Source organism: Janthinobacterium sp. GW822-FHT07A03 (assembly GCF_058798815.1).
Map to the genome: position 1 here is coordinate 339,175 of NZ_JBXAKW010000003.1, position 26,201 is coordinate 365,375.

Genomic DNA, 26,201 nt, shown 5'->3' on the forward strand with positions numbered 1-26,201 from the left:
AAGTGCACCATGCGTATTTTACTTGCCGAAGATGACAGCGTGCTGGCCGATGGCCTGACCCGTTCGCTGCGCCAGTCCGGTTATGCGATCGACTACGTCAAGACCGGGCAGGAAGCCGATACGGCCCTGTCCACCCAGGAATTCGACCTGCTGATCCTCGATCTGGGCCTGCCGAAGATGTCCGGCCTGGAAGTGCTGCGCCGCCTGCGCGCGCGCGCCTCGCTGCTGCCCGTGCTGATCCTGACGGCCGCCGATTCCATCGAACAACGCGTGAATGGCCTCGACCTCGGTGCCGATGATTATATGGCCAAGCCGTTCGCCCTGTCGGAACTGGAGGCAAGAGTGCGCGCCCTGACGCGCCGCGGCGCCGGCGGCGGCGCCACCATCATCAAGCACGGCCCCCTCAGCTACGACCAGGTAGGACGCAGCGCCTACATCAACGACCAGATGCTCGACCTGTCGGCGCGCGAACTGGGCCTGCTGGAAATATTGCTGGGCCGCACCGGCCGCCTCGTCTCGAAAGAACAGCTGGTCGACCACCTGTGCGAATGGGGCGAAGAAGTATCGAACAACGCCATCGAAGTATATGTGCACCGCCTGCGCAAGAAAATCGAGGTAGGCGGCGTGCGCATCGCCACCGTGCGCGGCCTCGGCTATTGCCTGGAAAAATACTCGGAAGCGGCGCGCCTGAATGCCGAAGCGGGCGAGTCGGCAAGCCCGGCCAGCGGGCCCGCCAGCAAGTGAAGGCGCGCGAGGCGCCAGCGGACGAGGCGGACGACGACGACTGGTTCGAGCCGCCCACCACGGAGCAGGATGACACCATCGAGCATTCGCTGTTCGGCGAAATCCTCGACTGGATGCTGGCGCCCCTGCTGCTGCTGTGGCCGATGAGCATCGCCATCACCTATCTGGTGGCCAAAGGCATCGCCAATCAGCCGTTCGACCATGCGCTGGAAGACAGCGTGACGGTGCTGACGCAACAGGTCAAGCAGGCCGATGGCGCGCTGCTGCGCCGCGCGCCGGAAAAGAACAGCAGCGGCCGCGACTTCCTGCGCGGCGACGATATCGACACCCTGTATTACCTGGTGGTGGGTCCGCGCGGCGAATACCTCGACGGCGACCGCGACTTGCCGCCACCGCAAGACCCCGACAAATACCGCAGCGGCATGGTGCTGTTTCGCAACGACACCATCCACGGCACGCCCGTGCGCGTGGCGTTCAGCTATCTCGACATTCCTTCCGGCAACGACGATGAGCCGCACCGCGCGCTGGTGCAGGTGGCCGAAACCCTGGAAAAGCGCGCCCAGCTGGCCAATGAAATCATCAAGGGCGTGATTTTGCCTCAGTTCATCATCCTGCCCGTGATCCTGGCCCTGGTCTGGTTTGCCCTGGCGCGCGGCCTGTCGCCGCTGGCGCAATTGCAGGAACGCATACGCGCCCGGCCGCCCGACGACCTCTCTCCCATCGAATCGGGCCAGGTGCCCGAGGAAATCACGCCGCTGGTCGGTTCGCTCAACGAGATGCTGGCGCGCCTGTCGCTGTCGATCGACATGCAGAAACGCTTCATCGCCGACGCGGCGCACCAGATGAAGACACCGCTGGCCGGCATGCGCATGCAATCGGAGCTGGCCCTGCGCCAGACCGATCACGACGAGATCCACCGCTCGCTGCTGCAGCTGGCGAAAAGCTCGGAAGCGGCCACGCGCCTGGTCAACCAGCTGCTGGCCCTGGCGCGCGCGGAAAACCAGCCGCAGGCGGGCACGGCATTCGAGCCGATCGAACTGAGCGAACTGGCGCGCGGCGTGGTGCAGGACTGGGTGCAAGCCTCGTTTGCCCAGCATATCGACCTGGGCTTCGAACAGCCCGCCTATTCGATCATGATTTCCGGCAATGCCATGATGCTGCGCGAGCTGCTGAGCAATCTGATCGACAATGCCCTGCGCTACACGCCGTCGGGCGGCAGCGTCACGGTGCGCGTGCGCAGCACCCTGGAACTGGCCATCCTGGAAGTGGAAGATACGGGCCCCGGCATTGCGCCGGCCGAGCGGGCGCACGTGTTCGAACGCTTTTACCGCATTCTTGGCAGCAATGTCGACGGCAGCGGCCTGGGCCTGGCCATCGTGCGCGAGATTGCGCAGCAGCACGGCGCCGAAGTCGATATTTTTAACAATCCGCGCGCCACGTCGCCGAAGTTGCCAGGCACCCTGCTGCGCCTGAGCATCGCCCTGCTGTTGCCGGAAGCGCCAGAAGAGGATGACATCACGTATGGATAAGCCCAGCCTTTCCACGGCGCCGCTGCAGCCGGCGCGCACGCCCGGCCCCGAACTGCAGGCGCGCCGCGATGTGCACTGGCGCAAGACGCGGCGCCTGACGGCCATCCTGCTGCTGGTCTGGCTGCTGACGGGCTTCCTGACCGTGTTCTATGCGCGCGAGCTGTTGCATCTGAACCTGTTCGGCTGGCCCCTGCCCTTCTACATGGCGGCCCAGGGCGCCTCGCTCGTGTACCTGGCCATCATCGCCTTCTATGCCTGGCGCATGCGGCGCCTCGACCGGGCTTTTCATGCCGAGGAGCAAGCATGAGCGGCCAGCGCAGCTTCTTTGCGCGCCTGTGCCGCTACTACCTGCTGTTTACCGCCGGTTTCGCCGCCTTCCTGCTGGCCCTGTCGGTGCTGGAACAGGAAGGCATGCCGCGCGCGTGGATCGGCTACCTGTTCATGCTCGTCACCATCACGCTGTACGCCACCATCGGCGTCATCAGCCGCACCTCGAACGTCACCGAATACTATGTGGCGGGGCGCCGGGTGCCGGCCATGTTCAACGGCATGGCCACGGCCGCCGACTGGATTTCGGCCGCCAGCTTCATCAGCCTGGCGGGCGGCCTGTACCTGAACGGCTTCGATGGCCTGGCCTTCATCATGGGCTGGACAGGCGGCTATTGCCTGGTGGCGCTATTGATCGCCCCCTACCTGCGCAAGTTCAGCCAATACACGATTCCCGACTTCCTCGCCGCGCGCTACGGCAGCGGCACCGACAAACGGGGCGCCAGCGTGCGCGTGGTGGCCGTGGCCGCCACCATCATCGTGTCGTTCACCTATGTCGTGGCGCAGATCTACGCCGTCGGCCTGATCGCCTCGCGCTTCACGGGCGTGGATTTTTCCGTCGGCATCTTCCTGGGCCTGGCCAGCATCCTCGTCTGCTCCTTTCTGGGCGGCATGCGCGCCATCACCTGGACGCAGGTGGCGCAGTACATCATCATCCTCGTCGCCTTTCTGATTCCCGCCATGTGGCTGTCGGTCAAGCATGCGGACAATCCCGTGCCGCAGATCGCCTACGGCAAGGTGTTGCCGCAACTGAGCGCGCGCGAACACGTGCTGGAAACGGACCCGAAAGAAAACAAAGTGCGCGCCATCTTCCGCCAGCGCGCGCAAAGCTATCAGGCGCGCATCGACGGCTTGCCTGGTTCCTGGGAGCAAGGCCGCCTGACGGCACAGCGCCAGCTCGATAGTTTGCGCCAGCGCAATACCTCGCTGTTCGATATCCGTAACGCGGAACGCTACCTGATCGCCTATCCCAAGAGCCCGGACGAGGCACGCGTGCTGTGGCAGGCGGCGCAGGCGCAGAATCAGAAACGCGCCGAGCCGATCATTCCGCACGCGCAGCCGTTTCCCGCCGCCGACCGGGAGCAGTCCGACATCAAACGCAACAATTTCCTGGCCCTCGTGTTTTGCATGATGCTGGGCACGGCCGCCCTGCCCCACATCCTCATGCGATCGTACACCACGCCGTCCGTGCACGAAACGCGCGTGTCCGTGTTCTGGACCCTGTTCTTCATCTTGTTGATCTACCTCACGATTCCCGCGCTGGCGGTGCTGGTCAAGTACGATATCTACTCGGCACTGGTGGGCACGCAATACGCGAACCTGCCCACCTGGGTGTCGTACTGGGCCAATGTGGACAAGCTCAGTCCCCTGATCAGCATCGTCGACGTCAACCGCGACGGCATCGTGCAACTGGCGGAAATTTCCATCGACGCCGACGTGCTGGTGCTGGCCACGCCCGAGATCGCCGGCCTGCCCTACGTGATTTCCGGCCTGGTGGCGGCTGGCGGCCTGGCTGCCGCCCTGTCGACGGCCGACGGCTTGCTGCTGGCCATCTCCAACGCCCTGTCGCACGACATCTATTACAAGGTGGTCGATCCCAGCGCCTCGACGCAAAAGCGCGTGACGATTTCCAAACTGCTGCTGCTGGCCGTGGCCTTCATCGCCGCCTATGCGGCCTCGCAAAAGCCGGCCGACATCCTGTCGCTGGTGGGCGTGGCCTTTTCCCTGGCCGCCTCGACCCTGTTCCCGCCGCTGGTGCTCGGCGTCTTCTGGCAACGCGCCAATTACCAGGGCGCGCTGGCCGGCATGCTGACGGGCTTTGGCGTGTGCCTGTACTACATGCTGCACACCAGCACAATGCTGGGCGGAAATGCCAGCGGACAATGGTTTCATATCGCGCCCATTTCCGCCGGCATCTTCGGCGTACCGGCCGGCCTGGCCGCCGCCATCCTGGTCAGCTGGCTGACACCGGCGCCGGGACGGCGCAGCAGGGGACTGGTCGAGCACATCCGGGCGCCGGAATGAGCTTCCATCTTTCAATTTTCTTTCCAGGTTAACCCACACCATGCTTCAGGTTCTCTTGCGTCTGCTCCATATCCTGGCCGCCTGCGCCAGCCTATTGGCCATCTCCGCACAGGCGCACACCGCCGTCGCACCGCCCCTGTCGGCCTTCTTCGCCAACCCGGAATTCAGCGGCCCCCAGCTGTCGCCCGATGCGCGTCACCTGGCCGTGAAAGTGAGCGGCGCGAACAATCGCGAACGGCTGGCCATCGTCAACCTGCTCGATAACAGCATCAAGGTCGTGGCGCAATTCAGCGATGTCGACGTGGGCGACGTCGAATGGGTCAGCAACGAGCGCCTGATCCTGAACACGCGCGACCGTCAGACGGCGCCCGGCGACATGCGTTTCGGGCCGGGCCTGTTTGCCGTCAACCGCGACGGCAGCAACTTTCGCCAGCTGGCCGCCCGCAGCACCATGCCCGATGCCTCCACCTCGATCTATAAACTGCTGCCCTGGCATACCTACCTGACGGGCCAGCGCGGTGCGCAGGATTCGGCTGCCGTGTATGTGCGCAGTACCGTGTACGCCTCGACGGGCGAAGTCGACTATGAGGGCTTGCGGCAGCTCGATACGCTGACGGGCCGCAGCACGAACGTCAAGCCGCCCGGCAAGGTGCGCCGCTGGCTGCTCGACCAGCATGGCGAACCGCGCCTGGCCGTCACCCGGGAGCGCAATATCGAAAGCATCATGTACCGGGAACCTGACGGAGGCGCCTGGCGCACGCTGGCGCAGTTCGACGCCTACCTCGGCGGCTCCAACGCCTTCACCCCGCTATCCTTCGGTCCGGACGGCACCTTGTACGTGAGCGCTCGCATGGGCAGCGATACGCTGTCCGTGCATGCCTACGACCTGGCCAGCAGCAGCATCAGGCCCACGCCCATCATCTCGCTCGACGGTTATGATTTCAGCGGCAATCTGATCGTCCGGCAAGGCAAGCTGCTGGGCGTGCACCACCTCAGCGATGCGCGTGCCACGCGCTGGTTCGATCCCGCCATGACGGCGACCCAGGCGCGCATCGATGCCCTGTTGCCGTCGACCATCAACCTGGTCTCGCTGGCGGCCCGCCCCGCCACGCCCTTCATGCTGGTGACCTCGTATTCCGACCGGCAGCCGGGCAAATTCTCGCTGTTCAATAGCGATACGGGCAAGCTGAGCATCATCGGCGAGACGCAGCCGCTCATCCAGCCGGCGCAGATGAGCGAGCAGCAGCTGGTGCGCTACACGGCGCGCGATGGCCTGGCCATTCCAGCCTGGCTCACCGTGCCCGCCACGAGTTCTGGCAAGCAACTACCGCTTGTCGTACTCGTGCACGGCGGCCCGTATGTGCGCGGCAACTCCTGGCAATGGAATGCCGAAGTGCAATTTCTTGCCTCGCGTGGCTATGCCGTGCTGCAACCGGAATTTCGCGGCAGCACAGGCTTTGGCGCCAAGCATTTTCGGGCTGGCTGGAAACAATGGGGCTTGAAGATGCAGGACGATCTCGCCGACGGCGCGCGCTGGGCCATCGCGGAGGGGATAGCCGATCCGCGCCGCATCTGTATCGCTGGCGCCAGCTATGGCGGCTATGCTGCCCTGATGGGCCTGGTCAACGATCCCGACCTGTTCCGCTGTGCCATCGACTGGGTGGGCGTGACCGACATTAACCTGATGTATAGCGGCCACTGGAGCTTCAAGTCCGACCTCGGCGACGACTGGAAACAGTACGGCATGCCCGAGCTGATTGGCGAACGGACGGCGAACGCGGCGCAATTCCAGGCCACCTCGCCCATCGCCCAGGCGGCGCGCATCACCCAGCCTCTGCTGCTGGCGTACGGCGCTGCCGACCAGCGGGTGCCGCTGTACCACGGCAAACAATTCTACGCGGCCGTCAAACAGCACAACCGCGATGTCGAATGGGTGGTATACGATGAGGAAGGTCATGGCTGGACACTGCCGAAGAACCGCATCGACTTCTGGGGCCGGGTGGAGAAATTCCTCGACAGAAATATCGGAAAAGACAGCGCCCCGCTAAAAAAGGAGTAGGCTGGAGGGCCGCTTTACTTACGAGGAGATCCCATGCCGTCTGGAAAAATTCTTGTTGCCCAGGGAGGCGGCCCCACCGCCGTCATCAACCAGTCGCTGGTGGGCGTGGTGCTCGAATCGCGGCGTTTTCAGCACGTCACGCGCGTATACGGCGCGCTGCACGGCGTGCGCGGCATCATCAATGAAGAGTTTGTTGATCTGACGCAGGAAACCAGCCACAACCTGGAACTGGTGGCCGCCACGCCGTCTTCGGCGCTCGGTTCCACGCGCGACAAACCGGACATCGCCTACTGCCAGCAAATCTTCGAGGTACTGCGCGCGCACGAGATCGAGCATTTCTTTTACATCGGCGGCAATGACTCGTCCGATACGGTGCGCATCGTCAGCGAGGAAGCGCACAAGGCCGGCTATCCGCTGCGCTGCATCCACATCCCGAAAACCATCGACAACGACCTCGTCGGCAGCGACCACACGCCGGGCTTTCCCTCGGCCGCGCGCTTCGTCGCGCAAGCGTTCGCCGGCGCCAACCTCGACAACGCGGCCTTGCCCGGCGTCTATGTGGGCGTGGTGATGGGCCGCCACGCGGGCTTTTTGACGGCCGCCTCGGCGCTGGGCAAGAAGTTCCCTGACGACGGCCCGCATCTGATCTATGTGCCCGAGCGCGTCTTTGCGCTGGATCAATTCCTCGCCGACGTGAAGGCCACCTATGCGAAGTACGGCCGCTGCGTAATCGCCGTCTCGGAAGGCATCCACGACGCGTCGGGCGAGCCGATCGCCAGCCTGCTGGCCAAGGAAGTGGAGCGCGATGCGCATGGCAACGTGCAATTGTCCGGCACGGGCGCGCTGGCCGACCTGCTGTGTGACGAAATCAAGGCCAAGCTCGGCATCAAGCGCGTGCGCGGCGATACCTTCGGCTATCTGCAGCGTTCCTTCATCGGCTGTGTTTCTGATGTAGATCAACGCGAAGCCCGCGAAGTGGGAGAGAAGGCAGTGCAGTTCGCCATGTGGGGCGACCGCGACGGCTCTGTTGCCATCAAGCGCACGGGCTTTTATTCCGTCGATTACGAACTGCTGCCGCTGACCGACGTGGCGGGCAAGACGCGGACAATGGAAGACGAGTTCATCAGCGCCAGCGGCACGGACGTGACCGATGCCTTCCGCCTGTATCTGCGTCCGCTGCTGGGCTCCGGCATGCCCGATGCGTTCCGCCTGCGCGCGGCCAAGGTGGCGAAGGTCCTGAAACCCTAGCTGCTTTCTGCCAGCAGCAGCGGCCGCAGCTTGACGGCCGCTTCTTTTAATTGCGGCACGTGTTGCAGTAGTTGCTCCACGGACTTTCTCGCCACGGGCGCGTGGCAGGCGACGGCCGCCACGATGCGCCCGTCGGCCGCGCAGATGGGCACAGCCACGGCCACCATGCCGTGCACGAATTCCTCGTCGTCAATGCCGATGCCCAGCCGGGCGATGCGCACGATCTCGCGCTCGAGCAGCACGGGGTCGGTGATGCTTTTCGGCGTGCGCGCCTGCAGGGTCAGCATGGCCAGCAAGGCGCGCCGTTCCAGCAAACTCATGTGCGCCAAAAAAAGCTTGCCGCTGGCCGTGCAATGCATGGGCGCGCGCGTGCCCAGCACCAGGTGCAGGCGCAGCGGTTCCTGCGTTTCCACCCGGTCCACGTAGACGACGGCATTGCCCTCGGGAATGGCCAGATTGCAGGTCTCGCCCGTGGCCGCCACCAGGCTGCCCAGGATGCTGCGGCTCACGCGGATCAGGGCATTGTTGCGCAAGGTCGCCAGCGCCAGGTTCGTAGACGCGGCACCCGGCACATAGCCGCGCCCCACGGGCGTGCGCAGCACATAACCGTGTTGCTCCAGGGTATCGAGCAGACGCATCATGCTGGCCTTGGGCACCTGCATGCGCGCGGCCAGCTGCGACAAGGTCAAGGGCTGGCTGGCGCTGGCCAGGTGCTCGATCAGGCGCAGCACGCGCAAACCGCGCGCTTCGTCGCCATGGCTTGCCGCCGTGCCGGCCCCAACCGCACCGCCCGCCGAACTGTCTTCCTCGGCCCCGGCCGGCCGTTTTTGAAACGCATCATGCATGTTCTGTTTCACCTCTCGCGTATGCGGCTATTTCCGCTTGTCCCGGTGCTGCACGTCTTTTATAAATGGAACCAGACGTTCCAAAAATAACCAATAAAGACCAGTGTATCGCAAAAAACGCCCGCCGAGGCAAGCCGATACCGCAACGCAGGAGACAAGCACCATGTTGCAAAAACACTATGATTACATCGTTGTCGGCGCCGGTTCCGCCGGCTGCGTGCTGGCCAACCGCCTGTCGCACGACAGCAACCACCAGGTATTGCTGCTGGAAGCTGGCGGCAAGGACAACAATCCCTGGATACACGTGCCGGTCGGCTATTTCAAGACCATGCACGACCCAAAGCTGGACTGGTGCTACCGCACGGAAGCGGACGCCGGCATCGCCGGGCGCCAGCTGCAATGGCCGCGCGGCAAGGTCTTGGGCGGCTCCAGCTCGCTCAACGGCTTGCTGTACGTGCGTGGACAGAAAGAAGACTACGACCGCTGGTCCGAACTGGGCAACGCAGGCTGGAGCTATGCCGAGGTGCTGCCCTACTTTAAAAAATCGGAAGACCAGGAGCGCGGTGCCAGCGATTACCACGGCGTCGGCGGCCCCTTGAAAGTGTCGGACCTGCGGCTACGCCGTCCCATCGCCGAACATTTTATTGCCGGCGCCACGGAAAGCGGCATCCCCTTCAATGCCGACTACAACGGCGCCACGCAGGAGGGCGTCGGCTACTTCCAGCAGACGGCCAGCAAGGGCCTGCGCTGGAGCACGGCGAAAGCCTTTCTGCGCCCCGCCCGCAAGCGCGCCAACCTGCGCGTGGAAGTGCGCGCGCAAATCACGCGCGTGCTGTTCGAGGGCAAGCGCGCCGTCGGCATCGAATTCCGGCAAGATGGCCAGTTGCGCCAGGCGCGCGCCAGCGGCGAAGTGATTTTATGCGCGGGCGCCATCGGCTCGCCGCAAATCCTGCAATGCTCGGGCGTCGGACCGCGCGCCCTGCTCGCGGAAGTGGGCGTGCCGCTCGTGCACGACTTGCCCGGCGTGGGACAGAACCTGCAAGACCACCTGCAAATCCGCCTCGTCTTCAAGACGCGGCTGAAAACCCTGAACGATGAAGTCAACAGCCTGTGGGGCAAGCTGTGGGTGGGCATGCAATATGTGTTTTCCCGCTCCGGACCACTCACCTTGGCGGCCAGCCAGGTGACGGTGTTTACCAAGTCCTCGCCCGAGGTGGAGCGGCCCGACATCCAGTTCCACATGCAGCCCTTGAGCGCCGACAAGCCGGGCGAAGGCGCGCATCCGTTTTCCGCCTTCACGTCATCCGTGTGCCAGCTGCGCCCGCACAGCCGGGGCCATGTGTCGATCAAGTCCGCCGATCCCCTCGCCTATCCGGGCATCTACCCGAACTACCTGTCCGACACGCGCGATCAGCAGACGGCGATTGCCGCCCTGCGCGTGGCGCGCAGGATCGCCGCCGCGCCGTCGCTGGCGCCGCACATCATTTCAGAGTTCGTGCCCGGCCCGCAGTTCCAGAGCGATGAAGAACTGCTCGATGCGGCGCGGCGCTTCAGCCAGTCCATCTACCACCCCAGCGGCACCTGCAAGATGGGCCACGACGACATGGCCGTCGTCGACGACCGCCTGCGCGTGCACGGCATGCAGAACCTGCGCGTGGTCGACGCGTCGATCATGCCGGAAATCGTCTCGGGCAATACGAACGCGCCCACCATCATGATCGCCGAAAAAGCGGCCGACATGATCCTGGCGGACGCCGTGCGGCTGCCGCAGGCGGCCTGACCCACCCATTCCATTCCCGGCAAGGAGGATGTCAGCGGCGGGCAGACGGCCCCGCCTCCAATGACCCGGCGACAAGCCAGGCATCAAAAAAACACATAATCGATATCGATTGGAGACTAGATATTATGGATAACAATCCGAATCATCCGAAAAAAGCCCAAGAGCTGCGGAAAGTCGTGATGGCCAGCGTGATCGGCGCCACCATCGAGTGGTACGACTTCTTTTTATACGGCGTCGTCGCTGGCATCGTGTTCAGCAAGCTGTATTTCCCGGGCGGCGATCCGCTCGTCTCGACCATGCTGGCCTACGGCACCTTCGCCGTGGGCTTTCTGTCGCGCCCCATCGGCGGCGTGATCTTCGGCCACTTCGGCGACAAGATCGGCCGCAAGAGCATGCTGGTGATGACCCTGATGATCATGGGCATCTCCACTTTCCTGATCGGCGTGCTGCCCACGTATGACCACATCGGCTACTGGGCGCCGGGCCTGCTGCTGTTCCTGCGCGTGCTGCAAGGTATCGGCCTCGGTGGCGAATGGGGCGGCGCTGTGCTGATGGCGTATGAATATGCGCCGCCGAAGGAGCGCGGCTTCTATGCCAGCCTGCCGCAGATCGGCCTGGCCATCGGCCTGTGCCTCGCTTCCGGCGTGGTGGCGATCCTGTCGTACAGCTTGAGCGACGCGCAATTTCTCGCGTGGGGCTGGCGCGTGGCCTTCATCCTGTCGGCGGCCCTCGTCTTCATCGGCATGTGGATACGCCTGAACGTGATGGAAACGCCGGAATTCCAGGCCGTCAAGGAAAAGAACGCGGAGACGCAGATTCCGTTCTTCGACCTCTTGAAACGCTATCCGGGCAATGTCCTGAAGGGCATGGGCGCGCGCTATATCGACGGCGTATTCTTCAATATCTTTGGCGTCTTTTCCATCACTTATCTGACCAACACCATCAAGATAGCCCGCACGGAAGCGCTGATGGGCGTGATGGCGTCGGCCGTCGTGATGTGCTTCTGCATCCCCTTCTTTGGCCGCCTGTCGGACCGCATCGGCCGCACCAAGGTGTTCTTCTGGGGCTCCTTGATCACGGGCGTGTCATCGATTCCCGCCTTCTGGATCATGCTGCACCACGCCGACAATCCGCTGCTGCTGTGGTGTTCCGTGATCATCCCGCTGGGCGTACTGTATTCGGCCGTGTACGGCCCGGAAGCGGCCCTGTTCTGCGACCTGTTCGACGCCAAGGTGCGCTACACGGGCATCTCCTTCGTGTACCAGTTCTCCGGCATCTTCGCCAGCGGCCTGACGCCCATCATCGCCACCTACCTGCTCAAGACGGGCAAGGGCGAGCCATGGCACATCGTCGGCTACATCCTGTTCGCCTCCCTCGTCTCGGCCGTCAGCGTGGCCATGATCGGCAAGGGAGGCTCGCAGCCGGACGGCCGCATGAAGACGGCGCACGCGCGGTAAGACATCCGGGCGTAAAAAAGGCAGGCCTCTCGCGAGCGCCTGCCTTTTCCATGCGTGCTGAAACTTAGATCACGATCGTCTGATGCTCGTCGCCTACGCGGGCGCGGATGGTGCCGATGCGCGAGACGGTTTCGCCGGCCGCCTGCAATTGCGCGATGGCGGCGTCCGCGTTTTCCTGCGAAACGATGACGGTCATGCCGATGCCGCAGTTGAAGACGCGGTGCATTTCGGCGTCAGCCACGCCGCCGTGCTGTTGCAGCCACGTGAACAGCGGCGGCATGGTCCATGCCTTCGAGTCCAGTTCGGCCACCAGGCCAGGCTGCAGCACGCGCGGGATGTTTTCCACCAGGCCGCCGCCGGTGATGTGCACCATGCCCTTGACTTCCATGGCGTCCATCAGCGCCAGCAGCGGCTTGACGTAGATGCGCGTCGGCTGCATCAGCACGTCGGCCAGTTTACGGCCATGGAAGTCGCCTTCCAGGTCCGGCTTCGCCACTTCGATGATCTTGCGCACCAGCGAGTAACCGTTCGAGTGCACGCCCGACGAGGCCAGGCCCAGCACCACGTCGCCCGGGGCGATCTTGGTGCCGTCGATGATTTTCGATTTTTCCACGGCGCCGACGGCAAAACCTGCCAGGTCGTATTCGCCGGCCGGGTACATGCTCGGCATTTCCGCCGTTTCGCCGCCGATCAGCGCACAGCCCGCTTGTTCGCAACCCTGGGCGATGCCCTTGATGACGTCGGTGGCGATGGCCACGTCCAGCTTGCCGCAGGCAAAATAGTCGAGGAAGAACAGCGGTTCGGCGCCTTGCACGAGGATGTCGTTGACGCTCATGGCGACGAGGTCGATGCCGACCGTGTCATGGCGGTTCAGTTCGAACGCCAGGCGCAATTTCGTGCCGACGCCGTCAGTGCCGGAGACCAGCACCGGTTCCTTGTACTTCTTGCTGATTTCAAACATGGCGCCAAAACCGCCCAGGCCGCCCATCACGCCTTCGCGCAGGGTGCGCTTGGCAAACGGCTTGATTGCTTCGACTAAAGCGTCGCCTGCGTCGATATCGACGCCAGCGTCACGGTAGGAAAGGGAAACATTAGAAGTCTGGTTCATGGTGTGGTGGCAGCGGAGGCGGTAAAATAGAAGGCGGATACCCGCCGGCACGCGCGCGCAAGCATGTTCTTCAACATCATGCGGCAGGGCGCCAGCGGGTGAATTCGGTCGATCAAGACGCTATTTTATCAAACTGCCCCGCCATTTCGTAATTAACTGCCTTTTTTTAACGCAACAGCACAAACCACATGCCATTCGCCATCACCGCCGAACAGAAGCAAACAGCATTTTGGATCGCGGTCTGGCTGGCATTCTTGCTGCTGCTCGTCAGCCTGGGCCCCATCCTGACGCCCTTCCTGGCCGCCGCCATCCTCGCCTACGTGCTCAATCCCGGCGTCGACCGCTTGCAGCGCCTGCATTACCGGCGTTTTTACGTGCCCCGTCCGCTGGCCGTGCTGGTCGTCGTAGTGTTGTTTTTCCTCGCCATCACGGCGCTGGTGCTGATCGTCGTGCCTGTGCTGCAAAAGGAAATCCCACTGCTGCAGGCGCAAATCCCGCAGTTTCTCAGCAAGGCGAACGAGTTCCTGGCGCCGAAACTGCGCGACCTGGGCATCCGCGTGCGCCTGGACGGCACGGGCATCAAACGCATGCTGAGCCAGCAGATGGCCACCAGCGGCGATGAAATCTGGAGCACCGTGCTGGCCTCGGCCCGCATCGGCGGTACGGCCGTGCTGGGCTGGCTGGCCACCGTGGTCTTGATTCCCGTGGTGCTGTTCTACCTGTTGCTGGACTGGCATCCGATGCTGGCGCGCATCGCCGCCGCCGTGCCGCGCCGCTGGGTCGGCCGCACGGTGGGCATGGCGCAGGAAGTCGACACCCTGCTGGCGCAATACCTGCGCGGCCAGCTGCTCGTCATGCTGGTGCTGGCCACGTATTACTCGGTGGCGCTGGCCATCGCCGGTTTTGAAGTCGCATTGCCTGTGGGCATCATCACGGGTTTGCTGGTGTTCATCCCCTACCTTGGCTTCGGCCTGGGCCTGATGCTGGCGCTGATCGCCGCCCTGCTGCAGTTTGCCGACTGGAGCGGCGTCATCGCCGTGGCCGTCATCTATGGCTGCGGCCAGGTCATCGAAGGCTTTTTCCTCACGCCGCGCCTGGTCGGCGAGCGCATCGGCCTGAACCCGCTGGCCGTGATCTTCGCCCTATTGGCGTTCGGACAATTGTTCGGTTTCGTCGGCGTTTTGCTCGCTTTACCCGCTTCTGCCGTCCTGATGGTCGCTTTTAAGCATCTAAGACGCCACTACCTGTCCAGCAGCTTCTATAATACCTAGTAAAAGCGGATATCATATCAACCTGGCAATACCACGATGCACATGCAGTAATGAAAAACAGGACAAGGCGTACGCCATGAAACAACTGGTGCTCGATTTAGGCACAGACCAGGCGCACAGCCTCGATACCTTCGAGGTGGGACAGAATGCCGAAGTGGCGCAGCTGATGCGCCAGTTCGCCGCGCGCACTTCGCGCGAACATTTTGCCTACCTATGGGGCGAACTGGCCGCCGGCAAGAGCCACCTGCTCAAGGCCCTGGCCAGCACCGAGCGCGCGCGCTACATTTCGCCGTTCTCGATCGAGTCCGAATTCGTGTATTCGCCTGACGTGGACCTGTACCTGCTCGACGACTGCGAAAAACTGTCGCCGCTGGCGCAGATCGACGCCTTTGCCCTGTTCAATGAAATCCGCGCCAACAAGGCGTTCATGGTCTGCAGCGGCGCCGTGCCGCCCGCCGTGCTGCCCGTGCGCGAAGACTTGCGCACGCGCATGGGCTGGGGCCTGATCTACCAGATCCACGGCTTGACGGACGATGAAAAAATCGCCGCCCTGACCCAGGCGGCCACCACCCGCGGCTTGACCTTGTCGCCGGGCGTGTTACCCTATCTGCTGTCCCATTTCCGGCGCGACATGCGTTCGCTGTCGACGATGCTGGACTCTCTCGACCTCTACTCCCTTGAAACCCAACGCCCGATCACCTTGCCATTGTTGCGCGAGTTGCTGCAGGCGGAAGCGAAAGAATGATGAATCTGGCCCTGTTTGACCTCGACCACACCCTGCTGCCCATCGACTCGGATCACGAGTGGGGCGAATTCCTGGTACGCATCGGTGCCGTGGACGCCGCCGAATTCACCCGCCGCAACGACGAATTTTTCGCGCAATACCAGGCCGGCACGCTCGATCCGGTGGAATACCTGGAATTCTCGCTCGGCACCCTGGCGCAATTCCCGCGCGAACGCCTGGAAGCGCTGCACCGCCAATTCATGGCCGAAGTGGTCTTGCCGGTCATCCGCCCGGAAGTCGTGGCGCTGATCAAGCAGCACCAGGACGCGGGCGACCTGCTGGCCATCGTCACGGCCACCAACCATTTCATCACCAAACCCATCGCCGATGCGCTGGGCGTCGAACACCTGCTGGCCGCCATGCCCGAATATGACGACGAAGGCAATGTCACGGGCAAGCTGGTAGGCACGCCGACCCTGGGCGCGGGCAAGCTGACCCACACCCATGCCTGGCTGGAAAGGATGGGCAAGGAACTGGGGCAGTTCGAGCGCAGCTATTTTTACAGCGATTCGCACAACGACATTCCCCTGCTGTCGGTCGTGACCCACCCGGTCGCGACCAACCCCAACACCGCTTTGAGCGCACACGCATCCCTCCACGGCTGGCCATCACTCCACTTATTCAATGATTAAAAAATTCATCCGCAAGATCCTCGGCGTTAAAAAAGAGGCAGCGCGCGACACCACGGCACCCATTGTGCTCGGTCCTGCGCAACACGGAATCGACCCGAAACTGGTATCGTCGAATGCCATACGCGTCACCAGCAGCCTGCAGGAAGCAGGCTTCGCGGCCTTTGTCGTCGGCGGCGCCGTGCGCGACCTGCTGCTGGGCGTGAAACCCAAGGACTTCGACATCGCCACCAACGCCACGCCGGAACAGGTCAAGCGCTTGTTCCGCCGCGCCTTCATCATCGGCAAGCGCTTCCAGATCGTGCACGTGATGTTCGGCCAGGATTTGCTGGAAGTGACGACCTTCCGCGGCGCCGGCGCCGATTCGGCGCCCAAGGATGAACATGGCCGCGTCCTGCGCGACAACACCTTCGGTTTGCAGCATGAAGACGCGCTGCGCCGCGACTTCACCATCAACGCCATGTACTACAACCCGGCCACGCAGGAAGTGCTCGATTACCACGGCGGCGTGGAAGACATCCGCGCCAAGACCTTGCGCATGATCGGCAAGCCGGAAGAACGCTACCGCGAAGACCCCGTGCGCATGCTGCGCGTGGTGCGCTTCGCCGCCAAGCTGAAATTCACCATCGAACCGCATACGGCCGCGCCGATTCCCGTCATGGCGCCGCTGATCAACAACGTGCCGGCGCCGCGCGTATTTGACGAAATGCTCAAACTGCTGATGAGCGGTCATGCGCTGGCCTGCCTGCAGCAGCTGCGCAAGGAAGGCTTGCATCATGGCCTGCTGCCGCTGCTCGACGTGGTGCTGGAACAGCCGCTGGGCGCGAAATTCGTCACCCTGGCGCTGGATGCGACTGACCAGCGCATCGCCGCCGGCAAGACCGTCTCGCCGGGCTTTTTGTTTGCCTCGCTGCTGTGGCACCAGGTGCTGGAAAAATGGACGGCCTACCGCGCAGCCGGCGAGTCGACCATCCCCGCGCTGCACCTGGCGGCCGACGACGTGCTCGATTCGCAGACGGAAAAACTGGCCTTGCAGCGCAAGATCGGTTCCGACATGCGCGACATCTGGTCGATGCAGCCCCGCTTCGAGCGCCGCGTCGGCAAGGCGCCGTACAAACTGCTCGAGCACCTGCGCTTCCGCGCCGGCTACGATTTCCTGCTGCTGCGCTGCGCCTCGGGCGAAATCGACATGGACATCGGCGAATGGTGGACGGCCTTTTATGAAGGCGACGAGGAAACGCGCGAAGCGCTGCTCGTCAGCGCCAATGCCGCGCCGGGCGCCGTCAAGAAGAAGCGCCCGCCACGCCGCAGCACGCGCAGCAAGACGGGTACAGGCGGCGGAAGCACCACCACCGGCAGCAGCAGCGGCGAATAATGTCAGTGATCGCTTACATCGGCATCGGGGCGAACTTGGGCGACGCGCGCGCCAACGTGCAGGATGCGATCGCGCGCCTGGCGCGCCTGCCCGGCGCCAGCTTGCTGGACGCCTCGGCCAGCTACCGCACGGCGCCCATCGATTCGAGTGGCGACGACTACATCAACGCCGTGGCGCGCATCGCGACCACCCTGCCTGCGGAGGAACTGCTGCAGGCCCTGCACGCCATCGAGGCGGCGCACGGACGCGAACGGCCTTACCGCAATGCCCCGCGCACGCTGGACCTGGACTTGCTGCTGTACGGCGATAAACAGATCGCCAGCGCCACCTTGACGGTGCCCCATCCGCGTCTCACCGAGCGGGCCTTCGTGCTGGTGCCGCTGCTGGCCCTGGCGCCGGCCATTTCGGTGCCCGGACTCGGGCCGGCGCAAGGCTACCTGGCGGGCGTGGCCGACCAGGCGATCAGCCAGCTCTGAGCGCCACGCGGTATTGCTCTACAATGCCGCCCCTGCACGCCGCCATATAAAGTACTACACTAGCGGCGTCGCAATAGCATCACCCCCCATTCACTCTAGAGAATACCTATGTCCGCTTATTTGCAAGGAACAGATCTGGCCGCAAAAGACAACAAGGCCGCCACACCGGCGCCGGCGCCATCCAAGCCTGTCGCCAACAAGGCCGTGACCATCCACACCCTGGCCACGCTGCGCGCCGCCGGCGAAAAGATCACCATGCTGACCTGCTATGACGCCAGCTTCGCGTCGCTGATGGACCGCTGCGGCGTGGAGATCCTGCTGATCGGCGATTCGCTCGGCATGGTCTGCAACGGCCTGAACTCCACCCTGCCCGTCACCGTGGCCGAACTGGCCTACCACACGGCGTCCGTGGCGCGCGGCAGCAAGTCGGCCATGATCCTGTCCGACCTGCCGTTCGGCGCGTACGGCACGCCTGAAACGGCCTATGCCAACGCCGTCATCCTGATGCAGGCGGGCGCGCACATGATCAAGATCGAAGGCGGCGCCTGGCTGGCCGAGACCGTCCGTTTCCTCACCGAGCGCGGCATCCCCATCTGCGCCCACATCGGCCTGACGCCGCAATTCGTGCACCAGCTGGGCGGTTATAAAGTCCAGGGCAAGAGCACGGAAAGCGCCGCAGAATTGAAAAACGACGCGCTGGTGCTGCAAAACGCGGGCGCCGCCATCGTGCTGATGGAAGCCATGCCGTCGCAGCTGGGCAAGGAAGTGACCGACATGCTGACGATCCCCACCATCGGCATCGGCGCCGGTCCCGACTGCTCGGGCCAGGTCCTCGTCATGCACGACATGCTGGGCGTGTTCCCAGGCCGCAAGGCGCGCTTCGTGCGCAACTTCATGGAAGGTGCGGCCAGCATCGACGACGCCGTCACCGGCTATGTGAAGGCCGTCAAGGACGGCAGCTTCCCGGCGCTGGAACACTGCTTCTGATGTAGTTTGTTTTACGTCCAAGTCGGCTTGCGCGCTGCGCGCCAAGCCGACCTACGAGACTTCTGATCGGGGTCAGACCCGACGGGTCTGACCCCAGCCCTACCCCACCTGTATCCACGTCGTCTTCAACTCCGTGTACTTGTCCAGCGCGTGCAATGACTTGTCGCGCCCGTTGCCCGACTGCTTGTAGCCGCCGAACGGCACGGTGATATCGTCGCCGTCGTACTGGTTGACGTGCACGGTGCCCGCGCGCAGGGCGCGCGAGGTCTGGATGGCCTTGCTGATGTCCGAGGTCCACACGGCCGCCTGCAGGCCGTAGGGCGTGGCATTGGCCTGCTTTACCGCCTCGGCGATATCCGTAAAGCCCAGCACGGACAACACGGGGCCGAAGATCTCTTCGCGCGCGATCGTCATGCCGGCATCCACGCCGAAGATGGTGGGCTGCACGTAGTAGCCGCCCGTATCAAGGCGCACGGCCTCGCCGCCGCCGAGCAGCTGCGCGCCTTCGCTCTTGCCGGACGCGATATAGCCCATCACCGTTTGCATTTGCGTGGCGTCGACGATGGCGCCCATGACGGTGGCTTCATCGAGCGGATCGCCCGGCTGGAAGCGGGGCAGCATGGCCAGCGCCTTGGCGACAAATTCTTCCCTGATCGATTCTTCCACGAACAATCGCGAAGGCGCATTGCAGCTTTCGCCCTGGTTGAAGAAGATGGAGCCGACGGCGGCCGCCACGGCCTTGTCCAGGTCCGGGCAATCGGCGCAGACGATGTTGGCGGACTTGCCGCCCAGTTCCGTCCACGCCCGTTTCAGATTCGACTGGCCCGCCATCTGCACGATCAGTTTCCCCGTGCGAGTGGAACCCGTAAAGCCGATGCAATCGACGTCCATGTGCAGCGCCAGCGCGGCGCCCGCCTCGTTGCCGTAGCCGGGCAGCACGTTGAACACGCCCGCCGGCACGCCCGCTTCCAGCGCGATGTCGGCCAGGCGCAGCGCCGTCAATGGCGATTTTTCCGACGGTTTCAATATCACGCTGTTGCCGGCCGCGAGGGCGGGCGCGATCTTCCAGGCAGCCATGATCATCGGGTAATTCCACGGCACGATAGCGGCGACGACGCCCACCGGTTCGCGCGTGATCAAGGCCAGGCTGTTGGCCGGCGTGGGCGCAATCTCATCGTAGACCTTGTCGATCGCCTCGCCGTACCAGCGCAGGCAGTTGGCCGTGGCGCCCACGTCCACGCTCTGGCTGTACTTGATCGGCTTACCCATGTCCAGGGTTTCCAGCAGGGCCAGTTCGGGACCGTATTTCTGCACCAGGTCGGCAAACTTGATCAGTATCCGCTTGCGCTGCGCGGGCGACTTGCCGGCCCAGCGGCGGTCGTCAAAAGCGGCGCGCGCGGCCTGTACGGCAGCCTCCACGTCGGCGCCGTTGCAGCGAGCCACCTGCCCCAGCAGGCGCCCGTCGATGGGCGACAGATTGTCGAAGGTCTGGCCGGACCCGGCCCAGGCGCGCTCGCCGTTGATGAAGGCGCGCCCATCGATCTTGATCTCTGCGGCCCGTGCATGCCAGCTGGTGTTTTCCGTCATGGTCGTCTCCTGTGTCAGTTTACAAGCAGCTTACTCCTGGTCCGCCGAATACGCCGCGGACATCTGTTTGCGGCGTCTGCGGTCGGCGCGCGCCAGCATCACGGCATACGCGATCACGGCGAGCGTCACGACGAGGATGGTCAGCGCGGCGATGGCATTGACGCGCGGATCGAGCCCCAGGCGCGCGCGCGAGAAGATCACCAGCGGCATCGTCGTCGAACCGGGGCCGGACAGGAAAGCGGAGAGCACCACGTCGTCCAGCGACAGGGTGAACGTCAGCAGCCAGGCCGAGGCCAGGGCCTGCGTGATGTTCGGCAGGGTCACGAGGAAGAACACCTGATGCGCGCGGCAGCCCAGGTCCATGGCCGCTTCGGCCAGAGATTTACTCATTTCCTGCAGGCGCGACTGCACCACCACGGCCGCATACGCCATGCCCAGCAGGGTGTGGCCGAGCCAGATGGTCAGCACGCCCCGCTCGGGAAAACCGAAGACCTTTTGCATGGACACCAGCATCAGCAGCAGCGACAGGCCGATGATCACTTCCGGCATCACCAAAGGCGCGCTGACCATGGCGGAAAACACCGTGCGGCCACGGAAGCGCTGGTAGCTGGTCAAGGCGAAGGCGGCAAACGTGCCGAGGATGACGGAAGACGTCGCCGACATGAAGGCGATCTTCAGGGATAAACCGAAGCCCGAGATGATTTCCGCATCGTTCATCAACTCGCTGTACCAGCGCAGCGAAAAGCCGCTCCACACCATGTCCTGGCGCGAGCTGTTGAACGAGAAGACGATCAGCACGATGATGGGCAGGTAGAGGAACAAATAGCCCAGCGAGAGCCAGCCGCGCCCGAACCAGCGCTGCAGGAAGGTACGTCCGTTCATGTGCGCTCCTCCGCGTCCTGGTCGGTCTTGTATTTGTTAAAAATGGCCATCGGCACGAGGATCAGCAGGATCACCAGCACCGTCACCGACGAAGCCATGGCCCAGTCGTTATTGGTGAAGTATTCATCCCACAGCACGCGGCCTATCATCAGGGTTTCCGGTCCGCCCAGCAGCTCGGGAATCACGTATTCGCCGACGGACGGGATGAACACCAGCATGGCGCCGGCGATGATGCCCGACTTCGACAGGGGCACGGTGATGCGCCAGAACGCCTGCAAGGGCGTGGCGCCCAGGTCGGCCGCCGCTTCCAGGAAGCGCACGTCCATTTTGACCAGATTGGCGTACAGGGGCAGGATCATGAACGGCAGATAGGCATACACCATGCCGACGACCAGCGAGAACGAGGTGTTCATCATGTGCAGCGGTTCGCTCACCACGCCCAGCGCGATCAAGAGATCGTTGAGCAAGCCGTGGTTGGCCAGGATGCCCTTCCACGCATATACGCGCAGCAGAAACGAGGTCCAGAACGGCAGCATCACCAGCATCATCAGGACGGGGCGGATGGATGGCCTGGCACGCGCCATGAAGTAGGCGAACGGGTAGCCGATGAACAGGCAAATGGCCGTGGTGATGGCCGCGTATTTGATGGAACTGAGGTAGGTGAGCAGATACAGTTCGTCGGCGGCGATGAACAGGTAGTTGGCGATTTTCACCTTCAGCACGACGATGCCGTCGACATACGACAGCAGGCCGCCGAACGGGCTGCCCGCCGTGTCCATGTCGGACAGGCTGATGCGCAACACGATCAGGAACGGTACCAAAAAGGCGGCCGTCAGGAACAGCGCGGGCACGGCGATGACGGCGTTACGCCCAGTAACCCAACGCAGGGTGACGAGCTTGCGCAGCGATTGCAGAATGGACGTCATGATGGCCTCAGCTGGTCAGCACGACGATGTCGGCGCCATCCCACCACACCCACACGCGCTGTTCGCGCTCGAGGCGCGCGGCGTCGTGGCGGGCCGCGTTGGTGCGCGAGACTTTCACCACCGTGCCGCTGTCGAGGCGCACGTGGTAGCTGGTTTCATTGCCAAAATACGCCATGGCGACGATCACGCCCTGGGCGCAGTTGTAGCCGTGTTCCGCCGGCGAAGCGCGCTCTTCCAAGGCGGGAGGTTCGGTCTGGATGCCGATCTTTTCGGGGCGCACGGCCACCGAGACATCCATGCCCAGGTTGCCCGTGATGCCATGCGCGACATAGTGGCGGCCGTCGGGCGTGTCGATGACCACGTGATCGGGTTCGTCTTCCGTGATGCGGCCGTCGAACAGGTTGACGCTGCCGATGAAGTCGGCGACGAAGCGGCAATTGGGCGTCTCGTAGATTTCACCCGGTGCGCCCACCTGCAGGATGCGCCCTTCGCTCATGACGGCGATGCGTGTGGCCATGCTCATCGCCTCGTCCTGGTCGTGCGTGACCATCACGCACGTGACGCCCACCTGCTCGATGATGTTGACCAGTTCCATCTGCGTGCGTTCGCGCAGTTTTTTATCCAGCGCGCCCAGCGGCTCATCGAGCAGCAGCAATTGCGGACGCTTGGCCAGGCTGCGTGCCAGTGCCACACGCTGCTGCTGGCCGCCCGACAGTTGGTGCGGCTTGCGCTTCGCGTATTGGCCCAGCTGCACCAGCGCCAGCATCTGCTCGACCCGCGCTGCCACTTCCACTTTCGGCAAGCCGTCGCGGCGCAGGCCGAAGGCGATGTTGTCCCACACGGACAGGTGCGGGAACAGCGCGTATGACTGGAACATCATGTTGATGGGCCGCTGGTGCGGCGGCACGTCGACGATGCTGTTACCCGCCAGGGCGATGCGCCCCGAGGTCGGCGTCTCGAAACCGGCCAGCATGCGCAGCAGGGTCGACTTGCCGCAACCTGAACTGCCCAGCAGGGCGAATATCTCACCCTTGTTGATCGTCACGGAAATGCCATCGACGGCGCGCACGCCATCGAATTCCTTGACCAGCTGATCAATCAGCAAGAAAGGCGCTTGGGCGTCGCTGGCCGACGCGGCAGGTGTTGCTATCGTCATGTGTGGGTAGCTTCTGGGTAAAAGGGTGTCAAAATGAAAAACTGGCCACTACAGGAGCGGCCAGGATGGAAGTTTAGCGGAACTGCCGCCATTGCGGTCCAAAAAATGCGCAGATGGCGACAAAATGGAGCAAAAACCTACACCCAGCCCTTCGCTTTCACGTCCGCATACGTCTTGTCCAGGCACAGCCTTATCAAGCCCACCATTTCATCGATCTGCGCCCGCGTCATGACCAGGGGCGGGGCGACGATCATGCGCTCGCCCACGGCGCGCATGATGACGCCGTTATCGAACATGTGGCCGCGGCAGATCATGCCCACGCCCTGGCCCTCGTCGAACAGTTCGTTGTCATGCACGGTGGCGCCCTTCCTGCGCACCAGGTTCAGGCCTGCAACCAGGCCGCAGCTGTCCGCATAGCCGACCAGCGGATGCTCGCCCAGGCTGGCGAAGCACTGCTTCAGATACGGCCCCGTGTCCTCGGCCACTTTCGTCACCAGTTGCTCTTCCTCGATGATGCGGATGTTTTCCAGCGCGGCCGCGCAGGCCACGGGGTGACCGGAATAGGTAAAACCGTGCGTGAATTCGCCGCCCTGCTCGATTAATACCTTGGCCACCCTGTCGCCCACCAGCACGCCGCCCAGGGGCACGTAGCCCGAGGTGACGCCCTTGGCAAAGGTGATCAGGTCGGGCTTGATGCCGAACAGCTCGGAGCCGAACCAGCGCCCCAGTCGGCCGAAGCCGCAGATGACTTCATCGGCGATGAGCAAGATGCCGTATTTGTCGCAGATGCGCTGAATTTCGGGCCAGTAGGTCGAAGGCGGGATGATGACGCCGCCCGCACCCTGCACCGGTTCGCCGATGAAGGCGGCCACCTTGTCGGCGCCGATTTCCAGGATCTTGTCTTCCAGCCAGCCAGCCGCCTTCAAGCCGAAGGCTTCCGGAGACAAGCCATGGCCCGACTCCAGGTAATTGGGCTGGCCGATATGCGCGATGCCCGGGATCGGCAAGCCGCCCTGCGCATGCATGCCGTCCATGCCGCCCAGCGACGCTCCCGCCACCGTGCTGCCGTGATACGCGTTATGGCGGCTGATGATGGTGTGGCGCTCCTTGTAGCCGAGGATATCCCAGTAGCGGCGCACCATGCGCAAATTCGTGTCGTTGCCTTCGGAGCCGGAACTGGTGAAGAACACATGCTGGAACTGCGGCGGCGAGATCTGCGCCAGCTTGGCCGCCAGCTGCGCGGCCGGCACGTTCGTCGTGCCAAAGAAGCTGTTATAGAAGGGCAGCGTCTCCATCTGCCTGTACACGGCTTGCGAAATCGACGTGCGGCCGTAGCCCACGTTGACGCACCACAGGCCCGACATGCCGTCGACGATCTTCTTGCCCTGGCTATCCCAAAGGTAGACGCCGTCGCCGCGCACCATCACCCTGGCGCCCTTGCTTGCCAGGTCCTGGAAATCGGTAAACGGATGCAGGTAGTGCGCCGAGTCCATTTTCTGGATGGCGGCCGTGTCGTACACCTGCGGCGCCGGGTTCTTTTGCGCCACGGACGATACAAAAGCGGCGCTCGGCGCCAGCGGATTGTTTGTTGTGCTCATGCGTATTCCTTTTAAACGTGTAATAACAGGTGTTCGCGCTCCCACGGACTGATGACGGTCATGAATTCCTGGTGCTCGAGGTCCTTGATGGCCGCATACACGTCGATGAAACGCTCGCCCAGCACCGTGCGCAGCTTGTCTTCCGCGCGCAGCAGCTGCAGGGCCTCTGGCAAGCCTTGCGGCAGTTCGAACTTCATGTCGTAGGCGCTGCCCACCATCATCGGCGTCGCTTCCAGCTGCTCCGTCATGCCGAGGTATCCGCAGGCCAGGGTCACGGCCAGGGCCAGGTAGGGATTCGCGTCGGCGCCGATGATGCGGTTTTCCACGCGCCGGTCCTGCACGCCCGACTCTGGCACGCGGAAGCCCACCGTGCGGTTGTCCAGGCCCCACTGGATGTTGATGGGTGCGGCCGTGTGGCGCACGATGCGGCGGTAGGAGTTCACGTAGGGCGCGACGATGGCCATGGCCGACGGCATGTAGCGCTGCAGGCCCGCGATGTAATGCTTGAAGATGGGCGCGGCCGAACCGTCCTCGTTGCTGAAGATGTTCAGGCCCGTCTTCGCATCCGTCACGCTCTGGTGCACATGCATGGCGGAACCCGGCTCACCGGCCATGGGCTTGGCCATGAAGGTTGCGTACATATCGTGTTTTAACGCTGCTTCACGCAGGGTGCGCTTGAAGAAGAAGACCTTGTCGGCCAGGCCCAGCGGATCGCCGTGCAGGAAGTTGATTTCCATCTGCCCCGCGCCGATTTCGTGGATCAGCGTATCGACGTCAAGGTTCATCAGTTCGCAGTAATCGTAGATATCCTCGAACAGCGGGTCGAATTCATTGACGGCGTCGATGCTGTACACCTGGCGGCTCGTCTCGGCCCGGCCGCTGCGCCCGATGGGCGGCTTCAATGGCAAGTCGGGGTCAGTATTTTTCGCCGTCAGGTAGAACTCCAGCTCCGGCGCCACCACGGGTTTCCAGCCCTTGTCCGCATACAGTTTCAGCACGCGCCGCAGCACGGAGCGGGGAGCGAAATCGACCAGCGCGCCATCGGCAAAATAGCAGTCGTGGATGACTTGCGCGGTGGGGTCCGTAGCCCACGGTACCATGGTGATGGTGGTGGGATCGGCCTTTAAAATCATGTCGCGGTCGGTGCTGGAAATGGCGCGGTCATAGCCGCCATCGTCGACCGGGTAATTGCCCGTCACCGTCATGCCCAATACCGCTTCCGGGATGCGCATGCCGCGCTCCTGGGTGAATTTTCCGCGCGGCAGGATCTTCCCCCGCGCCACGCCCGTCAAGTCGGGTACCAGGCATTCGATTTCCGTGACGCGCTTTTCATTGAGCCACAAATCCATATCCGTATAGGTGAAATTTTCGCGTATTGCCATGTTTCCCTCTCGCTGGTCTTGATCAA

At 63.5% G+C, this 26,201-nt stretch carries 22 protein-coding genes; 14 read left to right on the plus strand and 8 right to left on the minus strand.

The genetic code is table 11. The features are described from left to right. Positions 1-9: 9 nt before the first annotated feature. Genes AC1RJW_RS11140 through AC1RJW_RS11165 form a run of 6 tightly spaced genes read left to right on the plus strand, consistent with a single transcriptional unit; the run spans position 10 to position 7,932 of the window. Complete coding sequence (locus tag AC1RJW_RS11140) at positions 10-744, plus strand: response regulator (protein ID WP_034746066.1); 735 nt, start codon at positions 10-12, stop codon at positions 742-744. Continuing rightward, the gene (locus tag AC1RJW_RS11145) at positions 741-2,273 is read left to right on the plus strand and encodes a sensor histidine kinase (RefSeq protein WP_493044961.1); all 1,533 of its coding nucleotides are present in this window, start codon (positions 741-743) and stop codon (positions 2,271-2,273) included. Before AC1RJW_RS11140 ends, AC1RJW_RS11145 begins: the two co-directional genes overlap by 4 nt. Further along, complete coding sequence (locus AC1RJW_RS11150; protein WP_493044962.1) at positions 2,266-2,580, plus strand: DUF4212 domain-containing protein; 315 nt, start codon at positions 2,266-2,268, stop codon at positions 2,578-2,580. Before AC1RJW_RS11145 ends, AC1RJW_RS11150 begins: the two co-directional genes overlap by 8 nt. Further along, positions 2,577-4,625, plus strand: coding sequence for a sodium:solute symporter family protein (locus AC1RJW_RS11155; protein ID WP_493044963.1), 2,049 nt, complete (start codon positions 2,577-2,579; stop codon positions 4,623-4,625). Before AC1RJW_RS11150 ends, AC1RJW_RS11155 begins: the two co-directional genes overlap by 4 nt. A 40-nt stretch (positions 4,626-4,665) precedes the next feature. Then, the gene (locus AC1RJW_RS11160; RefSeq protein WP_493044964.1) at positions 4,666-6,684 is read left to right on the plus strand and encodes an alpha/beta hydrolase family protein; all 2,019 of its coding nucleotides are present in this window, start codon (positions 4,666-4,668) and stop codon (positions 6,682-6,684) included. 33 nt (positions 6,685-6,717) lie between these two features. Continuing rightward, a complete protein-coding gene (locus tag AC1RJW_RS11165; protein ID WP_493044965.1) occupies positions 6,718-7,932 on the plus strand; it encodes a 6-phosphofructokinase in 1,215 nt (404 codons plus the stop codon). On the opposite strand, the gene AC1RJW_RS11170 is transcribed toward AC1RJW_RS11165, so the two are convergent. Then, a complete protein-coding gene (locus tag AC1RJW_RS11170) occupies positions 7,929-8,777 on the minus strand; it encodes an IclR family transcriptional regulator (RefSeq protein WP_493044966.1) in 849 nt (282 codons plus the stop codon). The two genes, AC1RJW_RS11165 and AC1RJW_RS11170, sit on opposite strands and share 4 nt — an antisense overlap. A 163-nt stretch (positions 8,778-8,940) precedes the next feature. Between AC1RJW_RS11170 and AC1RJW_RS11175 the strand changes: the two genes are divergently transcribed. Both AC1RJW_RS11175 and AC1RJW_RS11180 read left to right on the plus strand, forming a co-directional pair. Continuing rightward, positions 8,941-10,557, plus strand: coding sequence for a GMC family oxidoreductase (locus tag AC1RJW_RS11175; protein ID WP_493044967.1), 1,617 nt, complete (start codon positions 8,941-8,943; stop codon positions 10,555-10,557). Positions 10,558-10,682: 125 nt separating this feature from the next. Further along, positions 10,683-12,014 carry an MFS transporter gene (locus AC1RJW_RS11180; RefSeq protein ID WP_493044968.1) on the plus strand — a complete coding sequence of 444 codons (1,332 nt, stop codon included), beginning with the start codon at positions 10,683-10,685 and terminating at the stop codon, positions 12,012-12,014. 64 nt (positions 12,015-12,078) lie between these two features. On the opposite strand, the gene purM is transcribed toward AC1RJW_RS11180, so the two are convergent. Beyond that, positions 12,079-13,122: a phosphoribosylformylglycinamidine cyclo-ligase gene (gene purM / locus AC1RJW_RS11185; RefSeq protein WP_034788683.1), complete on the minus strand. Its 1,044-nt coding sequence runs from the start codon at positions 13,120-13,122 to the stop codon at positions 12,079-12,081. Positions 13,123-13,310: 188 nt separating this feature from the next. On the opposite strand from purM, the gene AC1RJW_RS11190 reads away from it, so the two are divergent. The 6 genes from AC1RJW_RS11190 (at position 13,311) to panB (ending at position 18,644) form a co-directional block, all read left to right on the plus strand. Continuing rightward, positions 13,311-14,393, plus strand: a complete 1,083-nt coding sequence (locus AC1RJW_RS11190) for an AI-2E family transporter (protein ID WP_493044969.1) — start codon at positions 13,311-13,313, stop codon at positions 14,391-14,393. Between the two features lie 76 nt (positions 14,394-14,469). Next, on the plus strand, positions 14,470-15,138 hold the full coding sequence (gene hda, locus AC1RJW_RS11195; RefSeq protein WP_058048421.1) for a DnaA regulatory inactivator Hda: 669 nt from the start codon (positions 14,470-14,472) through the stop codon (positions 15,136-15,138). Beyond that, positions 15,138-15,809: a histidinol-phosphatase gene (locus AC1RJW_RS11200; RefSeq protein ID WP_493045157.1), complete on the plus strand. Its 672-nt coding sequence runs from the start codon at positions 15,138-15,140 to the stop codon at positions 15,807-15,809. The genes hda and AC1RJW_RS11200 overlap by 1 nt, the downstream gene beginning before the upstream one ends. Further along, complete coding sequence (gene pcnB, locus AC1RJW_RS11205; protein WP_493044970.1) at positions 15,802-17,181, plus strand: polynucleotide adenylyltransferase PcnB; 1,380 nt, start codon at positions 15,802-15,804, stop codon at positions 17,179-17,181. Before AC1RJW_RS11200 ends, pcnB begins: the two co-directional genes overlap by 8 nt. Further along, positions 17,181-17,657 carry a 2-amino-4-hydroxy-6-hydroxymethyldihydropteridine diphosphokinase gene (folK, locus tag AC1RJW_RS11210; protein WP_493044971.1) on the plus strand — a complete coding sequence of 159 codons (477 nt, stop codon included), beginning with the start codon at positions 17,181-17,183 and terminating at the stop codon, positions 17,655-17,657. The genes pcnB and folK overlap by 1 nt, the downstream gene beginning before the upstream one ends. Before the next feature lie 108 nt (positions 17,658-17,765). Beyond that, positions 17,766-18,644, plus strand: coding sequence for a 3-methyl-2-oxobutanoate hydroxymethyltransferase (panB, locus tag AC1RJW_RS11215; RefSeq protein WP_493044972.1), 879 nt, complete (start codon positions 17,766-17,768; stop codon positions 18,642-18,644). Positions 18,645-18,743: 99 nt separating this feature from the next. Here panB and AC1RJW_RS11220 read toward each other — a convergent pair whose 3' ends face one another. The 6 genes from AC1RJW_RS11220 to AC1RJW_RS11245 all read right to left on the minus strand — a co-directional run bounded on the left by AC1RJW_RS11220 (position 18,744) and on the right by AC1RJW_RS11245 (position 26,175). Next, entirely contained in the window at positions 18,744-20,231 is a 1,488-nt protein-coding gene (locus tag AC1RJW_RS11220) for an aldehyde dehydrogenase (protein WP_493044973.1), read from the minus strand. A 30-nt stretch (positions 20,232-20,261) separates the two neighbouring features. Continuing rightward, complete coding sequence (locus AC1RJW_RS11225; protein ID WP_493044974.1) at positions 20,262-21,113, minus strand: ABC transporter permease; 852 nt, start codon at positions 21,111-21,113, stop codon at positions 20,262-20,264. Continuing rightward, positions 21,110-22,039 carry an ABC transporter permease subunit gene (locus AC1RJW_RS11230; RefSeq protein WP_493044976.1) on the minus strand — a complete coding sequence of 310 codons (930 nt, stop codon included), beginning with the start codon at positions 22,037-22,039 and terminating at the stop codon, positions 21,110-21,112. The genes AC1RJW_RS11225 and AC1RJW_RS11230 overlap by 4 nt, the downstream gene beginning before the upstream one ends. Positions 22,040-22,046: 7 nt before the next feature. Continuing rightward, positions 22,047-23,195, minus strand: coding sequence for an ABC transporter ATP-binding protein (locus AC1RJW_RS11235; protein WP_493044977.1), 1,149 nt, complete (start codon positions 23,193-23,195; stop codon positions 22,047-22,049). A 137-nt stretch (positions 23,196-23,332) separates the two neighbouring features. After that, the gene (locus tag AC1RJW_RS11240; RefSeq protein ID WP_493044978.1) at positions 23,333-24,793 is read right to left on the minus strand and encodes an aspartate aminotransferase family protein; all 1,461 of its coding nucleotides are present in this window, start codon (positions 24,791-24,793) and stop codon (positions 23,333-23,335) included. An 11-nt stretch (positions 24,794-24,804) separates the two neighbouring features. After that, positions 24,805-26,175: a glutamine synthetase family protein gene (locus AC1RJW_RS11245; protein WP_076565894.1), complete on the minus strand. Its 1,371-nt coding sequence runs from the start codon at positions 26,173-26,175 to the stop codon at positions 24,805-24,807. Between the last annotated feature and the right edge of the window lie 26 nt (positions 26,176-26,201).

Bases quoted from the DNA above. Each gene is read 5' to 3' on its own strand.
- AC1RJW_RS11140 (WP_034746066.1), top strand. From the start codon at position 10: ATGCGTATTTTACTTGCCGAAGATGACAGCGTGCTGGCCGATGGCCTG.
- AC1RJW_RS11150 (WP_493044962.1), top strand. From the start codon at position 2,266: ATGGATAAGCCCAGCCTTTCCACGGCGCCGCTGCAGCCGGCGCGCACG.
- AC1RJW_RS11155 (WP_493044963.1), top strand. From the start codon at position 2,577: ATGAGCGGCCAGCGCAGCTTCTTTGCGCGCCTGTGCCGCTACTACCTG.
- AC1RJW_RS11160 (WP_493044964.1), top strand. From the start codon at position 4,666: ATGCTTCAGGTTCTCTTGCGTCTGCTCCATATCCTGGCCGCCTGCGCC.
- AC1RJW_RS11165 (WP_493044965.1), top strand. From the start codon at position 6,718: ATGCCGTCTGGAAAAATTCTTGTTGCCCAGGGAGGCGGCCCCACCGCC.
- AC1RJW_RS11170 (WP_493044966.1), bottom strand. From the start codon at position 8,777: ATGCATGATGCGTTTCAAAAACGGCCGGCCGGGGCCGAGGAAGACAGT.
- AC1RJW_RS11175 (WP_493044967.1), top strand. From the start codon at position 8,941: ATGTTGCAAAAACACTATGATTACATCGTTGTCGGCGCCGGTTCCGCC.
- AC1RJW_RS11180 (WP_493044968.1), top strand. From the start codon at position 10,683: ATGGATAACAATCCGAATCATCCGAAAAAAGCCCAAGAGCTGCGGAAA.
- purM (WP_034788683.1), bottom strand. From the start codon at position 13,122: ATGAACCAGACTTCTAATGTTTCCCTTTCCTACCGTGACGCTGGCGTC.
- AC1RJW_RS11190 (WP_493044969.1), top strand. From the start codon at position 13,311: ATGCCATTCGCCATCACCGCCGAACAGAAGCAAACAGCATTTTGGATC.
- hda (WP_058048421.1), top strand. From the start codon at position 14,470: ATGAAACAACTGGTGCTCGATTTAGGCACAGACCAGGCGCACAGCCTC.
- AC1RJW_RS11200 (WP_493045157.1), top strand. From the start codon at position 15,138: ATGAATCTGGCCCTGTTTGACCTCGACCACACCCTGCTGCCCATCGAC.
- pcnB (WP_493044970.1), top strand. From the start codon at position 15,802: ATGATTAAAAAATTCATCCGCAAGATCCTCGGCGTTAAAAAAGAGGCA.
- folK (WP_493044971.1), top strand. From the start codon at position 17,181: ATGTCAGTGATCGCTTACATCGGCATCGGGGCGAACTTGGGCGACGCG.
- panB (WP_493044972.1), top strand. From the start codon at position 17,766: ATGTCCGCTTATTTGCAAGGAACAGATCTGGCCGCAAAAGACAACAAG.
- AC1RJW_RS11220 (WP_493044973.1), bottom strand. From the start codon at position 20,231: ATGACGGAAAACACCAGCTGGCATGCACGGGCCGCAGAGATCAAGATC.
- AC1RJW_RS11225 (WP_493044974.1), bottom strand. From the start codon at position 21,113: ATGAACGGACGTACCTTCCTGCAGCGCTGGTTCGGGCGCGGCTGGCTC.
- AC1RJW_RS11230 (WP_493044976.1), bottom strand. From the start codon at position 22,039: ATGACGTCCATTCTGCAATCGCTGCGCAAGCTCGTCACCCTGCGTTGG.
- AC1RJW_RS11235 (WP_493044977.1), bottom strand. From the start codon at position 23,195: ATGACGATAGCAACACCTGCCGCGTCGGCCAGCGACGCCCAAGCGCCT.
- AC1RJW_RS11240 (WP_493044978.1), bottom strand. From the start codon at position 24,793: ATGAGCACAACAAACAATCCGCTGGCGCCGAGCGCCGCTTTTGTATCG.
- AC1RJW_RS11245 (WP_076565894.1), bottom strand. From the start codon at position 26,175: ATGGCAATACGCGAAAATTTCACCTATACGGATATGGATTTGTGGCTC.